At 40.0% G+C, this 14,978-nt stretch carries 16 protein-coding genes; 3 read left to right on the forward strand and 13 right to left on the reverse strand.

The genetic code is table 11. The features are described 5' to 3' along the window. Window positions 1-368 precede the first annotated feature (368 nt). From HHO47_RS12970 to HHO47_RS12990, 5 genes are all read right to left on the reverse strand, one after another. Complete coding sequence (locus HHO47_RS12970; protein ID WP_169020675.1) at window positions 369-1,208, reverse strand: REP-associated tyrosine transposase; 840 nt, start codon at window positions 1,206-1,208, stop codon at window positions 369-371. A 457-nt stretch (window positions 1,209-1,665) separates the two neighbouring features. Next, the gene (locus tag HHO47_RS12975) at window positions 1,666-2,046 is read right to left on the reverse strand and encodes a transposase (RefSeq protein WP_248291005.1); all 381 of its coding nucleotides are present in this window, start codon (window positions 2,044-2,046) and stop codon (window positions 1,666-1,668) included. A gap of 155 nt (window positions 2,047-2,201) precedes the next feature. After that, window positions 2,202-2,543 carry a hypothetical protein gene (locus HHO47_RS12980; RefSeq protein ID WP_169020676.1) on the reverse strand — a complete coding sequence of 114 codons (342 nt, stop codon included), beginning with the start codon at window positions 2,541-2,543 and terminating at the stop codon, window positions 2,202-2,204. Window positions 2,544-2,550: 7 nt separating this feature from the next. Beyond that, window positions 2,551-3,372, reverse strand: coding sequence for a hypothetical protein (locus tag HHO47_RS12985; RefSeq protein WP_169020677.1), 822 nt, complete (start codon window positions 3,370-3,372; stop codon window positions 2,551-2,553). Window positions 3,373-3,597: 225 nt separating this feature from the next. Continuing rightward, window positions 3,598-5,055 carry a PLP-dependent aminotransferase family protein gene (locus tag HHO47_RS12990; protein WP_169020678.1) on the reverse strand — a complete coding sequence of 486 codons (1,458 nt, stop codon included), beginning with the start codon at window positions 5,053-5,055 and terminating at the stop codon, window positions 3,598-3,600. 115 nt (window positions 5,056-5,170) lie between these two features. On the opposite strand from HHO47_RS12990, the gene HHO47_RS12995 reads away from it, so the two are divergent. After that, entirely contained in the window at window positions 5,171-5,746 is a 576-nt protein-coding gene (locus HHO47_RS12995; RefSeq protein ID WP_169020679.1) for a GNAT family N-acetyltransferase, read from the forward strand. Then, window positions 5,746-6,348 carry an FMN-binding negative transcriptional regulator gene (locus HHO47_RS13000; protein WP_169020680.1) on the forward strand — a complete coding sequence of 201 codons (603 nt, stop codon included), beginning with the start codon at window positions 5,746-5,748 and terminating at the stop codon, window positions 6,346-6,348. The genes HHO47_RS12995 and HHO47_RS13000 overlap by 1 nt, the downstream gene beginning before the upstream one ends. Before the next feature lie 79 nt (window positions 6,349-6,427). Here HHO47_RS13000 and cyoE read toward each other — a convergent pair whose 3' ends face one another. From cyoE to HHO47_RS13030, 6 genes are all read right to left on the reverse strand, one after another. Continuing rightward, window positions 6,428-7,312, reverse strand: a complete 885-nt coding sequence (cyoE, locus tag HHO47_RS13005; protein WP_169020681.1) for a heme o synthase — start codon at window positions 7,310-7,312, stop codon at window positions 6,428-6,430. 45 nt (window positions 7,313-7,357) lie between these two features. Then, the gene (gene cyoD / locus HHO47_RS13010; RefSeq protein WP_169020682.1) at window positions 7,358-7,717 is read right to left on the reverse strand and encodes a cytochrome o ubiquinol oxidase subunit IV; all 360 of its coding nucleotides are present in this window, start codon (window positions 7,715-7,717) and stop codon (window positions 7,358-7,360) included. Continuing rightward, a complete protein-coding gene (cyoC, locus tag HHO47_RS13015) occupies window positions 7,717-8,337 on the reverse strand; it encodes a cytochrome o ubiquinol oxidase subunit III (protein ID WP_169020683.1) in 621 nt (206 codons plus the stop codon). The genes cyoD and cyoC overlap by 1 nt, the downstream gene beginning before the upstream one ends. After that, a complete protein-coding gene (gene cyoB, locus HHO47_RS13020; protein WP_169020684.1) occupies window positions 8,334-10,337 on the reverse strand; it encodes a cytochrome o ubiquinol oxidase subunit I in 2,004 nt (667 codons plus the stop codon). The genes cyoC and cyoB overlap by 4 nt, the downstream gene beginning before the upstream one ends. 2 nt (window positions 10,338-10,339) lie before the next feature. Next, window positions 10,340-11,263 carry a ubiquinol oxidase subunit II gene (gene cyoA, locus HHO47_RS13025; protein ID WP_169020685.1) on the reverse strand — a complete coding sequence of 308 codons (924 nt, stop codon included), beginning with the start codon at window positions 11,261-11,263 and terminating at the stop codon, window positions 10,340-10,342. Between the two features lie 253 nt (window positions 11,264-11,516). Then, window positions 11,517-11,930 (reverse strand): hypothetical protein, encoded by a 414-nt coding sequence (locus tag HHO47_RS13030; protein ID WP_169020686.1) that lies wholly within the window; start codon window positions 11,928-11,930, stop codon window positions 11,517-11,519. Between the two features lie 254 nt (window positions 11,931-12,184). On the opposite strand from HHO47_RS13030, the gene HHO47_RS13035 reads away from it, so the two are divergent. After that, the gene (locus tag HHO47_RS13035) at window positions 12,185-13,537 is read left to right on the forward strand and encodes a M14 family metallopeptidase (protein WP_169020687.1); all 1,353 of its coding nucleotides are present in this window, start codon (window positions 12,185-12,187) and stop codon (window positions 13,535-13,537) included. Window positions 13,538-13,597: 60 nt separating this feature from the next. Here HHO47_RS13035 and nqrM read toward each other — a convergent pair whose 3' ends face one another. Beyond that, entirely contained in the window at window positions 13,598-13,810 is a 213-nt protein-coding gene (nqrM, locus tag HHO47_RS13040) for a (Na+)-NQR maturation NqrM (RefSeq protein ID WP_169020688.1), read from the reverse strand. An 84-nt stretch (window positions 13,811-13,894) separates the two neighbouring features. After that, window positions 13,895-14,926: an FAD:protein FMN transferase gene (locus HHO47_RS13045; protein ID WP_169020689.1), complete on the reverse strand. Its 1,032-nt coding sequence runs from the start codon at window positions 14,924-14,926 to the stop codon at window positions 13,895-13,897. Window positions 14,927-14,978 lie beyond the last annotated feature (52 nt).

The following is a 14,978-nucleotide window of genomic DNA, read 5'->3' on the forward strand; positions in this document are numbered from 1 at the left end:
AATTAGGCTCTCAAAAGAGAGTAATAGATCAAACCTAGGGTTCTGCGTCAAGCTTTTATTTACAAAAGCAAATCAAGTGGCTATTTAATGAGCGAGTTTAATTCAAATTAGGGGTGCGGAACAACAGGTATATACGTTGTATAAGTTTTGCAAATGTTTTTTATTTTCATTGCGTTATCTTTCTGCTTCCTTTTTATTAGCTATTGTTAAAAGATGGATCATTGTGCTTTTACAGATAGGTTATTCCAGAGAGGGAACTATTTATAGTTGTAATAAGTAGAATAAAATTAAATTTTTTTAATGATGCCTCACACCATAAAAATAAATAAACAAGACACCCAATCTAAATTTTGGGTCATGGGTTGGGGTCAGGTCTTTCTTTTTGCCACTATCTTACTTACTCGAGAATAATGCAGCTGAAAATAATCGCCAACCTCTTTCAACGTATATCCACCGGATGCATAGGCAGCTCTTATGGCATCATTACGACTACTACACTGTTGAGCATATTCTGCTAATGCTAACGCTGCCCTGCGCCTTTGCTTTTGGGGTACTTCCGATAAATCGCCTTCCTGTGCTTTAAGTAATTCTAAATGCTCCTTTACGAACTCATCGCTCCCTAAAAAGACCTGATTTGAAATATTACCCCAAGGATCCAGCCCTTTTCCTTGCTCTACAAACTGCGCAAACTTTCGTTTGGCTATTGTTTTATACTTTGCAAATTGCAGTAACATTTTATCTACTGAAAGCCATTGGGGAATCGGCTCTTGACCCATTACATAATGCCAGCTACTCCAAGGCCAATCCGATAGACTATCGACCATTTTCGCTCTAATTGGGTTTAACACAATATACCTATTTAACTCTAATAAATATGCATCCTTATCAACCAAAATTGCCTTATAACGCCCTTGGAATAAATGCCCCACACGCCGATGTTTTCTATTAAACCATTGCGTATATACACCATTTAATTGCCGCATCCCTTTGCTTAAATTCGCATCCGGCGTTTCGACTAATAAATGATAATGATTTGTCATTAAGCAAAAAGAATGGATCACCCAATTATAGCGCTCACAAACGTCTCCTAGGATTTTTAAAAACCCCTCAAAATCTGATTCATCTAGATAGATAGGCTTTCTTTCATTACCCCGCGAAGTTATGTGATATAACGCACCCGCAAACTCTAATCTGAGAGGCCTAGCCATCTTCTCACCTATCAATTTTTATAAATTAATATCTAAGATTAGCGCAACTAACAAAAAGGCAAGAAGAAAGACCTGACCCTATTTATTTTTTAAACTATCAATTTGTATAAATTAATATCTTAAGATTAGCCGCAACTAACAAAAGGCAAGAAGAAAGACCTGACCCCATTCTTTCCTCGTGATATACATTACTGAAATCAAGGGTCAAAGGGTCATATTACCTCGGGTATCGTAGCTAAATGACTTCCAACCGCCACTGCACTCTGGTATTTTTTTAAATTCCAACCTAAATCAGTTGAAAGACAAAAAGAAAGACCTGACCCCACCATTTCTATAAATAGATAGGCTTTCTTTCATTACCCCGTGAAGTTATGTGATATAACGCAACCGCAAACTCTAATCTGAGAGGCCTAGCCATCTTTTCACCTATCAATTTGTATAAATTAATATCTAAAGATTAGCCGCAACTAACTAAAAGGCAAAAAGAAAGACCTGACCCCATTCTTTCATCCTTATCAACCAAAATTGCCTTATAACGCCCTTGGAATAAATGCCCCACACGCCGATGTTTTCTATTAAACCATTGCGTATATACACCATTTAATTGCCGCATCCCTTTGCTTAAATTCGCATCCGGCGTTTCGACTAATAAATGATAATGATTTGTCATTAAGCAAAAAGAATGGATCACCCAATTATAGCGCTCACAAACGTCTCCTAGGATTTTTAAAAACCCCTCAAAATCTGATTCATCTAGATAGATAGGCTTTCTTTCATTACCCCGCGAAGTTATGTGATATAACGCACCCGCAAACTCTAATCTGAGAGGCCTAGCCATCTTCTCACCTATCAATTTTTATAAATTAATATCTAAGATTAGCGCAACTAACAAAAAGGCAAGAAGAAAGACCTGACCCTATTTATTTACAATAAAATAAAAAGACAAAAAGAAAGACCTGACCCTATTTATTTTTATATTTATTCTTTTTATATTCACTTTAGACTTTGTGAACATAGAAGCTCACTTAAACGAACGATTTTATTTTTCAAAATTATTATATATAACAACAAGAAAAAACCAAAAACACGTTTACTTATATCTAATTCTTCCAAATTAATTATATTAAATGAAAACACTATTGCTACTGTATAGTTAATAATAATTACAGTTTTCAAAAATGTATCCTGCAAAATAGCCCCTCTAAGCTTTTTCCAAAAAAATATAATGACCAAACCAATTATAACAACCAAGTAAGTTACATCTTGACCTTTCAATGTAGAGAATAAAGGAAAAAATAGTAAAAAAACTAACACAACTGCAAAAAATTTATCCATATTAATCCTAATCTCTTTTTTCAACATAATTATTAGATATACCTTGGGGAATACCTGAACCAGCAGCAGTATTTATGGTTCCAATATAATCTAAAGTTTGCCCTAAAGGTTTATAAATATAAGATGCGCCTCGTCCAAGAGGTCCCAGCACTACTCCCAATGCATTTTGCGTATTAGGAACTAATAGCCATGAATAAAATGAAACCCCAGTTGATACTACTAAAGCTGATGTAGTAGCAGGTAGTGCCAAAATTCCAGCAGCTACGCCAACAGCGGAAGAAAGTTCAGAATCCGTAGTCGTTTCGTAATCAGAAATACTTTCACCAACTTGCTCTGCCATAAATGAGTTGCCATAACTAGAAGGATTTGATAACGGGTCTCCCCAATAATATTTTCCATCTCTGCCAACCATTCTTTTAAAACCTTCAGCCTTGTAACCCATGGGCTTTGCCCAAGAACCTGACTTTCCTGGATTCCCTTCTGCATTATACCACCATTGCATTGCTGAGGTGACGGCACCATTGGCAAACTTTCCACCAGTAAGTTTAGACACAGTGCCACCTACAGCCCCTGCAATTGCTGTTCTTCTCACTGCATCAGCATAAGTGCCGGTTTTTGGATTCATAAACCCTTTCATACTGGCGGTGACTAAGGAGCTGACAAAGCCATGACCAAACTTTCCTCCTTGAAGAACAGCAGAAACGCCACCTACCATCGCATGGGATGCCACATTTTGAACGGCAGTCCACCCACCGAGATCAAAATTTAATTCAGCACCGATGTATTGAGAAATACCTATTGTAGCCGACGAAATAACGTAAGCTTTCAAAGCTGCACCAAAACTACCTGTGACTGCATAGGTTTTTAAGCCTTGATATAACGGTAATGCCCAAGGTGCATATATCCCTATTACTATGCTTACAGCTGCTAAATGGGAGAATTAGGAATATAAAGTAATGAAATTTATAGTATTAGATCATAGATTATAAATATTTACAAAGTATGATCCCGCCCTGCCAATTTGAACTTCCCACTGTGATAATAATTCATTTGTCTAATAATATTGCGCTACAAGCTGTAAACCTTGCTGCATCTTCTCACTCGATTGTCCTGCAAAGCCAAGTCGAGCATAGCTATAGTTTGTGGGCTTTAAACTACGTACTGAGTTGGTAAAGTAAAACTCGGCTTGGGTTTGTAAATATATACCTTGCTTTGCTAACTGCGCTTTTAAGTGCTGAGTATCTTTATTAAAGTTGACCCACATCGCCATGCCGCCGTCGGGCTTTTTATACTCGATTGGGTAGCCTGAAGTTTGCAACTGCGTTAGATAATCATCCATCGCTTCATAGCGCTGTTTATACAGTTTGCTCATACGTTTTAAATGGCGTTCAAAACCACCTTCTTTCATCCAGTGCGCCACAGCTAATTGCATGATCACATCGTTCTTATGGTTCATCAGCTGCTTCCACGCAGTTAACTGCGCTAATATTTCAGGCGCTGCGCAGATATAACCGATACGTGCGGCTGAAAACATAATCTTTGAAAACGTCGATAGGTAAATAACAATGCCTGCGGGGTCATCGGCGGCCATGGGTTGTAATGGCTGACAGCGATAATGAAATTCATGGTCGTAGTCATCTTCGATGATCATCACGTTATGGGCATAACACAGTTGATAAATTTGCAAGCGCCGCGTTGGCGATAGAGTAACAGTGGTTGGGTATTGATGCAGTGGCGTTAAGTACAGCAATTTGATTGAAAAACGTTCCAGTTGAGCTTTTAAATCATCAACACATAAACCATCTTCATCCTGCTTAATATCGATAAGCTGTGCGCCACAGGCAGAAAATGCGTGCCTTGCAGGTGGATAACCGAGAGTTTCTACAGCAATAAAATCATCTTGTTTTATAAACGCTTTTGCGATTAAAAACAGTGCTTCTTGCGAGCCGTTGCAAACCAATACGTCGCTTACGTTTAAATTACGCGCTTTGTATAAGTAATCGCAAATATGCGCTTTTAATTGCTCGTTACCACTGATCTGCCCATAATGCAGTTGATTGATGTCTAAATGATTACACACATGGCTGACGGAGCGTTTAAATTCTTTTTGTGGGAAACTGGCAAGATCAGGCAAGCCACCAGCAAAGTTATATCTATGCGCAGTTAAATCCATTCCAGCAGCAGGCACAGCCAATGTTTTAGCAAATTGATAAGGTTTTGCTTTCAGTCTTGGAGTACTTGAGGTACTAACACTACTTTGAATGGGCAATGACTTGGTGATCCGATAACCTGAGCGCTGCTGAGATTCAAGCCAGCCTTCCGCTACTAATAATTGCAATGCATTCATCACTGTATGGCGATTGAGCTGATAAGTGTTTGCCATGACACGCGCCGAGCTGAGTTTTACCCCTGGCGCAAGCTTGCCTTGCATTATGGCATTGCGTACCGCGCTGGCTAGTTGCAAATATTTGGCAGGCTCTGACTCATCAAATTCAATAACTAACGGCTGCATTACGACTCCAAAAACACTCTAAACTGGTCTAGTTAAAAAGCTAAAACTGGTTGTTTATTACTGACCAAAGTAGCGTACCTTTGTTATTCATAAATAGCAAAATATGGGGCTTATCATGTTTACAAAACACATTCATCAAACCAATAAGCTGGCTTTAGAGCCACTGACACAAAACCACCTAGAGGGGCTATATCAAGCAGGCCAAGATCCACAAATATGGCGTTGGGTTTTAATGAATTACACCCAACCCCGTGCAACTCTCGATGATTGGTTTATCAACACTGCACAATTTAATGCCGAGCAACAAATAGTCTACGCCATCGTGGATAAAGCAAGTAGCCAAGTTCTTGGCACCACACGGTTGTTTAGATTAGATAAACAAAATCGCAGCGCCGAGATTGGGCACACATTTATAAGTCTCCCTTGGCAGCGCAGCTTTGTAAACACCCACGCAAAATACTTGCTGCTGCAATATGCATTCGATGAATTAGGCTTAGTCCGTATTGCTTTTAACACCCATGAGCAAAACTGCAAATCGCGTAATGCTATTGCACGCCTTGGCGCCCGCTTTGAAGGCATTAGTTATAAAGATAGGTTGCTTGCTGATGGCTCCTATCGAAACACCGCCCAGTTCAGCATTATTGATGAGCAATGGCCGACAATAAAATCGCAGTTAGCAGGAAAACTATAATGTACCCAGCGAAGCATTTTCAACAACATGATAGTAAGCAATTACAGCAGTTAGTAAATAGCTATCCACTGGCGACTATTTTAATGCCAAATCCACAAAGCCAGCTCAATGATATATGCCGCGTGCCAGTTTTATATGATACTAACCGTCAGTTATTTATTGCTCATGTGGCTAAATACAACCCACTCTCATCGCTTGATGGTCAATCAGTGAACTTACTATTTAGTGGCGATGATTGTTATTTATCGCCCGCTTATGCAGATAACAAAACCTTGCCCAGTTGGCTTTACTCGAGTGTTTATGTGACAGCTAAAGTACGTATTGTTAAAGACCAACATCACAAAGAGCAGATCATACAACGGCTAACCGATCATTTTGAGCAACACTTTACCCAACCTGATACAACTAAATGGCAACTTGATGAAGTCCCCGTACAGCATCGCCATGCAATGTACCAACAATTGAGTTTTATTGAATTTATTCCTAGTCACTGGCGTGGCAATTTTAAACTTAGTCAGAATAAACCGCCTGAAATACGTGCTGCCATAAAGCAAAATTTAGTGTTAGCAGGGAAACTCAGTATTGCTGAGTTAATCAATTAACGGTGCTACAAAAATGAAAAAAGGCTCCTCGGAGAACTCAGAGCCTTTGGTTAACTTTGGAATTAACTCGGTTTAGTAATTAGTTAAAAGTAAGCAGATGCGGGGCAATATTTTGATAATCAACAGCCATAGCAATGCTTAATGCAGTGATATTCACAATTGAAAACGCAAATACTTGGCGTGCCCAACCACTAATATCAATATTACGACGATAACCTCGCAGCGCCATTAATAACCACCAAAAACTAGTAGTACAAGCAACAGCTAAAAAAGCCATACCGGTATAACCGCCAATGGTTAATAACATCACCACTAACGCATATACCGCGATATACAACACAATGTGATGTTTAGCTTTATCAATACCTTGCGCTACCGGTAATACCGGAATACGCGCAGCTTGGTAGTCTTTATAGCGGAAAATAGCAATCGCATAAGAGTGCGGCATTTGCCACAAACTAAACATTACTAATAAGATCAACGCGCCAACATCAAACTGTGCAGAAACGGCGCAGTACCCTACCACAGGTGGTACTGCTCCTGATAAACTACCGATAAACGTGCCATACACTGAGCGACGCTTCATATATAAGCTGTAAACACCCACGTATATGACATAACCAAACACAGCAAAAAATACCGCAATCCAGTTAGTAAAAACCATTAGTAAAGCAAAGCCTAGTAAGCCAAGTACTGTGCCATGTAGCAAAGCTGTGGTTGCAGACATTTCACCGGTTACGGTTACCCGTGTTCGCGTGCGCGCCATGCGAATATCAATATCACGGTCGATCACATTATTGATCACGCAACCTGAGGCTACCACCAGTGATAAACCAACTAATGTAGCAAGCATTAGCCAGCCATCAATATCACCACGCGAGGCGAGTAAGAACCCACCCGCAACCGAGATCAAATTGCCCATGATAATGCCGGGCTTAGTGACCTTTAAATAACGACGAAACATCTGCTGTCCTCTATTCTTTGCTTTACGAAAACGTACTAGCTGGGGCTAGTACATCATCATGGCGTTCGATTCGTAGATGATCCACACCGACAGCCCCACCACCATAACGATGATCAGCGCACTGAAGATGAACGATAACGAACTGGCTTTACCATCTTCGGTTTTAAAGTTCAGGTGCAAGAAGTATTTTAAATGCACCCAAATTTGTACAATGGCCATTACAACAATGCAGGCAAATGTGGTTGGTTTTGACAACGTACCGCTCATCACCGCCCAAAATGGGATCGCGGTCAGTACAATTGATAAAACAAAACCTATTAAATAGTCTTTAACGCTGCCATGTGAATTATCACTATGGCTTTGTGTATGTAGATCATTTAATACATGTGATTCACTGTGGCTCATTACATCACTCCCATTAAATAAACGACGGTAAATACGCAGATCCACACCACATCTAAAAAGTGCCAAAACAAACTTAGGCAACTTAAACGTGTAACGGTTGCTGGGGTTAAACCACGGCGTGATACTTCGATCATCATCGTCGCCATCCAGATCAGACCAGCGGTTACGTGCATACCGTGCAAGCCTACTAAAGAGAAGAACGAGGTTAAAAATGCGCTGCGCTGCGGGCCATTACCATGGGCAATTAAATGATGAAATTCATAAATTTCCATACCAATAAACACAGCACCAAAAGCAAAAGTAATTGCCAGCCACGTTAATGTAGCGGCCTTCTTTTGCGCATGAGCTGAGATCATCGCAAAACCAAAAGTGATACTACTTAGTAGCAATGCAGCAGTTTCAACCGCTACAAAGTCCAGTTCAAAAATATCTTTGCCAGATACACCACCCGCTGTATTCATATAAAGCACAGCGTAGGTTGCAAAAAATGAGGCAAACAATAAGCAGTCGGTCATTAAGTAAAGCCAAAAACCAAATACCGTATCGCCACCAGTATCATGATGCTCATGAGCATGAGCATCATGATCGATGCTATTTACATCTGCAGGGATTGCACTCATGCGCTGAACTCCTTACCTTGGTTTAATGTTGTTGCACTAGCATTATGTGCACTTTCAATTTCAAGAATTTCTTCTGGTTGCACGTAGTAATCAACATCACTGGTGTAACAACGTTTAAAGAATACCGTGATGCCAGCAATAACACCGACAATCGCCAACCACCAAATATGCCAAATCATGGCAAAACAAAAAGTTGTAAAGCAAGCACTCATCATCACCCCTGCCGAAGTGTTTTTTGGCATATGAATAGGCGCATAGTTTGCTTTTTGTTGATACGCTTGACCTTTTTCTTTCATGTCGGTCCACGTATCTATGTCATGCACATGTGGGATCGTAGCAAAGTTGTAATACTGTGGCGGTGATGATGTTGACCACTCAAGTGTGTGACCATTCCACGGATCGCCGGTTGTATCTTTTAGTGTTTCGCGATTTTTAAAGCTCACAATAAGCTGTACAACTTGGAACAAAATACCAAACATAATGATCACCGCACCGATAAAGGCAATGTACAACCAAATATTCCAATCTGGGTTATTAGTGTGGTTTAAGCGACGCGTCATGCCTAAAAAGCCAAGTACATATAACGGCATAAATGCTACAAAGAAACCTACTAACCAACACCAGAAAGACGCCTTACCCCACCCTTCGTGAAGTTTAAAGCCCATTGCTTTAGGGAACCAAAATGCAAAACCAGCTAAATAACCAAATACCGCACCACCGATGATAGTATTATGGAAATGTGCAATTAGGAATAAACTATTGTGTAATACATAATCAGCACCAGGGATAGCAAGTAATACGCCTGTCATACCACCAACAGTAAAGGTGACCATAAAACCCAGCGTCCAAAGCACAGGAACTGTGATGCGTAAACGACCACGATAAATAGTAAATAACCAGTTAAACAGTTTCACTCCGGTGGGCACCGCAATGACCATGGTCATTACGCCAAAGAAGGCATTAACATTAGCACTGGACCCCATAGTGAAAAAGTGATGTAACCAAACAATAAAACCTAAGATAGAAATTGCACCGCTGGCATACACCATCGATTTATAACCAAATAAACGTTTTCCAGTAAAAGTGGAAATAATTTCTGAGAAAATACCAAACGCAGGTAAAATCAAGATATACACTTCAGGATGACCCCAAGCCCAAAACAGGTTGATGTACATCATGGCGTTACCGCCAGCTTCATTAGTAAAGAAGTGGAAGCCTAAATAACGGTCTAGCGTTAACATAGTCAACACCGCAGTTAAGATTGGGAATGACGCAGCAATTAAAATATTTGCCCATGTACATGTCCAGGTAAAAATTGGCATTTGCATTAAACGCATACCAGGGGCACGCATTTTAAACACTGTTACTAAAAAGTTTACTGCCGTTAATAGTGTACCAATACCTGATATTTGCAGTGCCCAGATATAATAATCTACCCCAACTCCAGGGCTAAAAGACATCTCCGATAGCGGCGGATAAGCCACCCAACCGGTTTTGGCAAATTCACCAAAGAACAATGAAATATTAATTAATATTGCCCCACCGGCAGTAAGCCAAAAACTTAAATTATTTAAAAACGGAAATGCTACATCGCGCGCACCAATTTGCAGTGGCAATACAATGTTCATCAGACCAATCATAAATGGCATCGCCATAAAGATGATCATGATCACCCCATGCGCGGTGAATATTTGGTCATAATGCTCTGGCGGTAAATAGCCTGTAGCACCACCTGTAGCAAGCGCCAATTGTGCCCGCATCATAATGGCATCAGAGAAACCACGAAACAGCATGATCAAGGCAAGGATAATGTACATCACGCCTAAGCGTTTATGATCGATTGAGGTGATCCAGTCGTGCCAGAGCACCCCCCATTTTTTATATTTTGTGACTAAAGCTGCAATCAATGCCCCTGCAATCACGACTACCGCCATTGTCACCATCAAAATAGGTTCATGGAACGGAATGGCATCTAACGATAATTTTCCAAATAACGACATAATTATTCCTCGCCCTCGCTGTGCATTGTGTGATTTTTATGGCTGCTATGCTCAGGCATTGCACTGTGCATTTTGTTCATATCACCATGTGCTTGCATATATTTCATAATGATGGTGTGGAACAAGCCATCATCAACATCAGCAAAATAAGTCACCGGGTTGTTTTCACTCGGTAATGCCAGTGCATCATAATTCGCTTTAGTGAGCGTATTAGCTTGGCTTTTCACCTTGTTTACCCACGTATCAAAGTCAGCTTGCGTTGGCGTAGCTATGGCATTAAATTTCATACCCGTAAAGCCTGCGCCACTGTAGTTAGCTGAAAAGCCTTTAAACGTACCCGGTTCATTAGCAATTAAATGCAACTTAGTTTCCATGCCCGCCATCGAGTAGATTTGGCTACCTAGTTGTGGGATGAAAAATGAGTTCATGGTACTTTCTGAGGTGATTTTATATTCCACCGGTACATTGGCTGGAAATACCAATTCATTCACCGTAGCAATACCTTGCTCAGGATAAATAAACAGCCATTTCCAATTCAGTGATACCACTTCAACTGTTAGGTGTTTACCTTTACCTTCAAGCGGTTTATAAGGGTCAAGCTGTTGTGTTGATTGCCAAGTAATGGCACCCAGTACAATCACTATCACAATAGGAATAGCCCAGACTGCGGCTTCAATTTTTCCTGAGTGAGCCCATTTTGGCGCATAAATTTGCTGCTCTTGGCCATCACGATATTTCCACGCGAAGTACAAAGTCATCACAATCACAGGAATAACCACAATTAACATCAGCACAGTGGCAATGATGATCAGATTTTTTTCATCTATCCCAACTTGCCCTTTAGGATCAAGCACCCCGCCTTTACAGCCAGTCAGTGCGAGCACAGTTGTGCCCAGAGCAATATTACAGAGGTTTCGAATTAACAAAGGACTATCCTACAACCTAAAATTTGATATGTGCTGCCCCTACAACTCTAAATAAAGCGTAAAAACAACGGTTTGAATATTCCTCAGGTAACTTTTTAGCGCCATAAAAAATACCAAGCATCAAAAAACAATAAAGGAATTTAAAGGTGTTGGTTGAATCGCAGGTACACTGCGGCTAAGCGTTATTGTAGCGGACAGAATCAGCAGATTAGTTAATCTCTAACGCAGCCAAACTCTCTATAACGAGTAGCGTTCAACCATTAACAAGAGGTGGAGCACGACAACCATGAGCACTGTGTACTACTAAAGATGTTTTTGTTTGACGAAAAGCAAAGGCTGCTTTACGTAAAATAACCCCAGCACGACGCGCTGGGAAAAAATGAAAAATCAACCAACATAAACCAATAAGTAACTGGCACGACACAACAGGATATGCCAAAAAGCTCAATACATTAATTAAAGATGACTCATAGATAGCATCATCAGTTAATATATTTTTTAGCTCTGTTGCATCTTCAACACTTCCATTTATTAGCATGGCTGAGTTGATTAATAGAATAACCAATACAGAAAATAGCTCTCGCCCAGCAAAAAGTGCACGCGCACGCAATTGCCATCTACTAAGCGTAGAGTGCGTTTTTGCTGGCGGAAAATTTTGCAAATTCAAACGTATATGGCCTTATTGGTTATATATTACAAAGTAAAAGCTACTAGCTTTACGCTATTTTCCACTTCGTTGTTATGATCTTCATCAATAAAGTTTCAGTAATTACTGAAATTTCTAGAGGATTATAACAAAGTCAACACAAGCTACAAGTATAAAACAACAGAGCGGGCTAACTTTTTATTAATATGTTGAATTATGGTTATAAAATATTATATTCTAAATAAAGTAAAAAATAAGAATAACGGGATGTTAATATGATTCGCAAAACCATACTAGTTGGCTTACTTAGTTACTCATTTAGTTTAACTGCCGCACCGATCGCTATGCACGAAATGAAAGGATTAAACAAAGCAGCAATTACACACGCTGATCTTGCTCCTTTATTTGATACGCTAGCTGATCACCCCAGCATAGAGCGAAAGAATTTAGGTCAATCATTCTTGGGGAAATCAATTGATGCATTTTATATTGGCTCGGGACCAATCAAAGTCATGATGTGGAGCCAAATGCATGGTGATGAAAATACAGCTAGTGCCGCATTAATGGATTTTTTAAGCTATGCAATCGAAACAAAAAATAATGCATGGCGGGAAAATTGGCAAAACAAACTATCACTGATGATCATTCCTATGGTCAACCCCGATGGCGCACAGCTGCAAACCCGTTTTAATGCGCAAGGAATAGATTTAAACCGAGATGCCAAATCATTACGAACACCTGAAGGTCAGTTGTTAATGGCTGCAGCTAAAGCATTTAAGCCCGAATTTGGCTTTAACCTGCACGATCAAAACGCTTATTATGGCGTAGGAGAACAAGGCCTGCCTGCAACTATCTCTGTATTAGCCCCAGCGTATAATGCACAACGTGAAATCAATAACAGCCGTAGTAATGCTATGAAGCTAATTGCACAATTAAGTAAACTCATCGAACAAACAATACCAGGCCATTTAGCTAAATATAACGATAGCTACTCTTATCGTAGTTTTGGTGATACATTTTCAGAAATGGGGATCAGTACAATTTTAATAGAGTCAGGTGCCTACCCTGCGGATCCAAACCGTCAAGTAGCACGCAAAATGAATCGTATGTTGTACGTTAAAATGATCGACGAATTGGTGGCAGGGAACTGGCAACAACAAAAAATCACTACTTACCAAGCAATTCCATTTAATGCTAAAGATGCATGGGTTGATTTACTCATTGATGATGTAATTGTCACCAGTCCACAAGGAAGCTATAGCATAGATATCGCAATTAATGCTAAAGGCCGTTATCCAACAATTAATGAATTGGGTGATATAAGTAGCATTCGCCAAGGGTTTACTCAGCTAGAAGCTAAAACGCTTAGCTTTGATAGTGGTAAAGCTTACCCACTAGCCAAGCCATTAGACCTTACAACCGAGAAGTATCGTCAACTGTTAAGCCTAGGCTACAGCTGTTTCTCGGGAGATATAGCCCTACTTAACAACCACAGTGACTGGTTAAGTTATCAATGTAGCAATACACAGCCAACAATCCCTAGACGCTATGGTGCAGCAGCGTTTATCTTACGAGAACAAGGTACTGCCAAATATGCAATTTTAGGGGAGCAATTAATTAAATTATAAACAACCACAAAAAAGCGCCCTGTGCGGCGCTTTTCTATTATTCTGAATTTAGCAAAAAATTTATAATATTTGGTTTTCTTTCCAAATTTGCTCTTTTGCCATGCGCTTTTTGCGTTTGTCGCATGGATCATCACAATCACAGGCTTTATCAATGCCTACAGAGCCTAAACCACCACAGCTGCTGGCCATAGACTTCTTTTGTACTATCATGCCCACAGCCATCGCTGCAACAATTAAAAGCAGTAAACCAAACGTAAGAAGAAAAAGTGACATTGCTTAGCCCCTATTGATCAGCAATAAAATAATGCTTGATGATAATCACCAAGCTGTTGCTATTATAAACTGATTTAAACCACGCTACAAATAGGGTTTAAACGCAGGACTAGAATAAGTGACTAAACCATCTTCTGATTTAGCAATCAGATAAACAGGTAAATCATGCTCTCGTGCATAAACTTTTGCTTTTTCCATCCCCATTACAGTCAATGCTGTTGCAAGGCCATCAGCTGTCATCGCTGATGGATGCAATACAGTAACCGATACTAGATCATGACGACTTGGCATACCTGTTTCCGGATCAATTAAATGACTATAGGTAATACCATCCATCTCATAGAAAATGCGATAATCACCCGATGTTGCAATGCCGTTATTACCCGGTGCTAAGACACGGTGCACTTTACGCACACCAAGCTCAGTATCCGGTTGCTCAATAGCGATACGCCAATCTTGATCATTTGGTTTTTTACCTGATACACGTAACTCACCACCAATCTCAACCATATAATCAGTTAAGTCATGGCTTTCTAATAATTCAGCTACTTTATCTATACCATAACCCTTTGCTGTAGAAGAAAATGACAATTGCAAACCCGCTACTGTTTTCGCTAGGCCTTGCTCAGTCAGTATTAACTTATCAACTCCAATTTGTGCAACCATGGCTGCGAGTTCTTCATCCGTTGGACGTTTTGTTGGTTTTTTATCAGGACCAAAGCCCCATAAGTCAATCAGTGGTCCCATGGTTACATCAAGAGTCTTAGTAGACTCACCTAAGCGAATCGACTCGCTTACAACTGCTCTAAAATCACTGCTAATAGGCATAACTTGACCAGCGGGAAGTCGATTAAAAGTATTGATTTCAGAATCATCAATATAAGTCGACATTGATTGATTTATATCTTTGAGCAACAGAGTCACTTCTGGTAATAAATTTAATGAATCCAGCTTTTCTTGCTTAGCAAAAACTTTGATGTGATAGGTAGTACCCATGGTTTTACCATCAAGGTAAAGCTCTTGGGGATCATCATTTTGGCCACAGCCACTAATGAGTAAAGTGAGGGTAAGAAAAAAGGTAGCAATTATGCCTTGTCGGTGGAAAACTCTATTCATAGCAGCCTACTTAAATAATGGAAATAAAAAAGCCCCGTAACATACATTGCTA

Origin of the sequence: Pseudoalteromonas arctica (assembly GCF_012927645.1) — a bacterium.
GTDB lineage: Bacteria > Pseudomonadota > Gammaproteobacteria > Enterobacterales > Alteromonadaceae > Pseudoalteromonas > Pseudoalteromonas arctica_A.

Bases quoted from the DNA above. Each gene is read 5' to 3' on its own strand.
- HHO47_RS12970 (WP_169020675.1), bottom strand. From the start codon at position 1,208: ATGGCTAGGCCTCTCAGATTAGAGTTTGCGGGTGCGTTATATCACATA.
- HHO47_RS12975 (WP_248291005.1), bottom strand. From the start codon at position 2,046: ATGGCTAGGCCTCTCAGATTAGAGTTTGCGGGTGCGTTATATCACATA.
- HHO47_RS12980 (WP_169020676.1), bottom strand. From the start codon at position 2,543: ATGGATAAATTTTTTGCAGTTGTGTTAGTTTTTTTACTATTTTTTCCT.
- HHO47_RS12990 (WP_169020678.1), bottom strand. From the start codon at position 5,055: ATGCAGCCGTTAGTTATTGAATTTGATGAGTCAGAGCCTGCCAAATAT.
- HHO47_RS12995 (WP_169020679.1), top strand. From the start codon at position 5,171: ATGTTTACAAAACACATTCATCAAACCAATAAGCTGGCTTTAGAGCCA.
- HHO47_RS13000 (WP_169020680.1), top strand. From the start codon at position 5,746: ATGTACCCAGCGAAGCATTTTCAACAACATGATAGTAAGCAATTACAG.
- cyoE (WP_169020681.1), bottom strand. From the start codon at position 7,312: ATGTTTCGTCGTTATTTAAAGGTCACTAAGCCCGGCATTATCATGGGC.
- cyoD (WP_169020682.1), bottom strand. From the start codon at position 7,717: ATGAGCCACAGTGAATCACATGTATTAAATGATCTACATACACAAAGC.
- cyoC (WP_169020683.1), bottom strand. From the start codon at position 8,337: ATGAGTGCAATCCCTGCAGATGTAAATAGCATCGATCATGATGCTCAT.
- cyoB (WP_169020684.1), bottom strand. From the start codon at position 10,337: ATGTCGTTATTTGGAAAATTATCGTTAGATGCCATTCCGTTCCATGAA.
- HHO47_RS13035 (WP_169020687.1), top strand. From the start codon at position 12,185: ATGATTCGCAAAACCATACTAGTTGGCTTACTTAGTTACTCATTTAGT.
- nqrM (WP_169020688.1), bottom strand. From the start codon at position 13,810: ATGTCACTTTTTCTTCTTACGTTTGGTTTACTGCTTTTAATTGTTGCA.
- HHO47_RS13045 (WP_169020689.1), bottom strand. From the start codon at position 14,926: ATGAATAGAGTTTTCCACCGACAAGGCATAATTGCTACCTTTTTTCTT.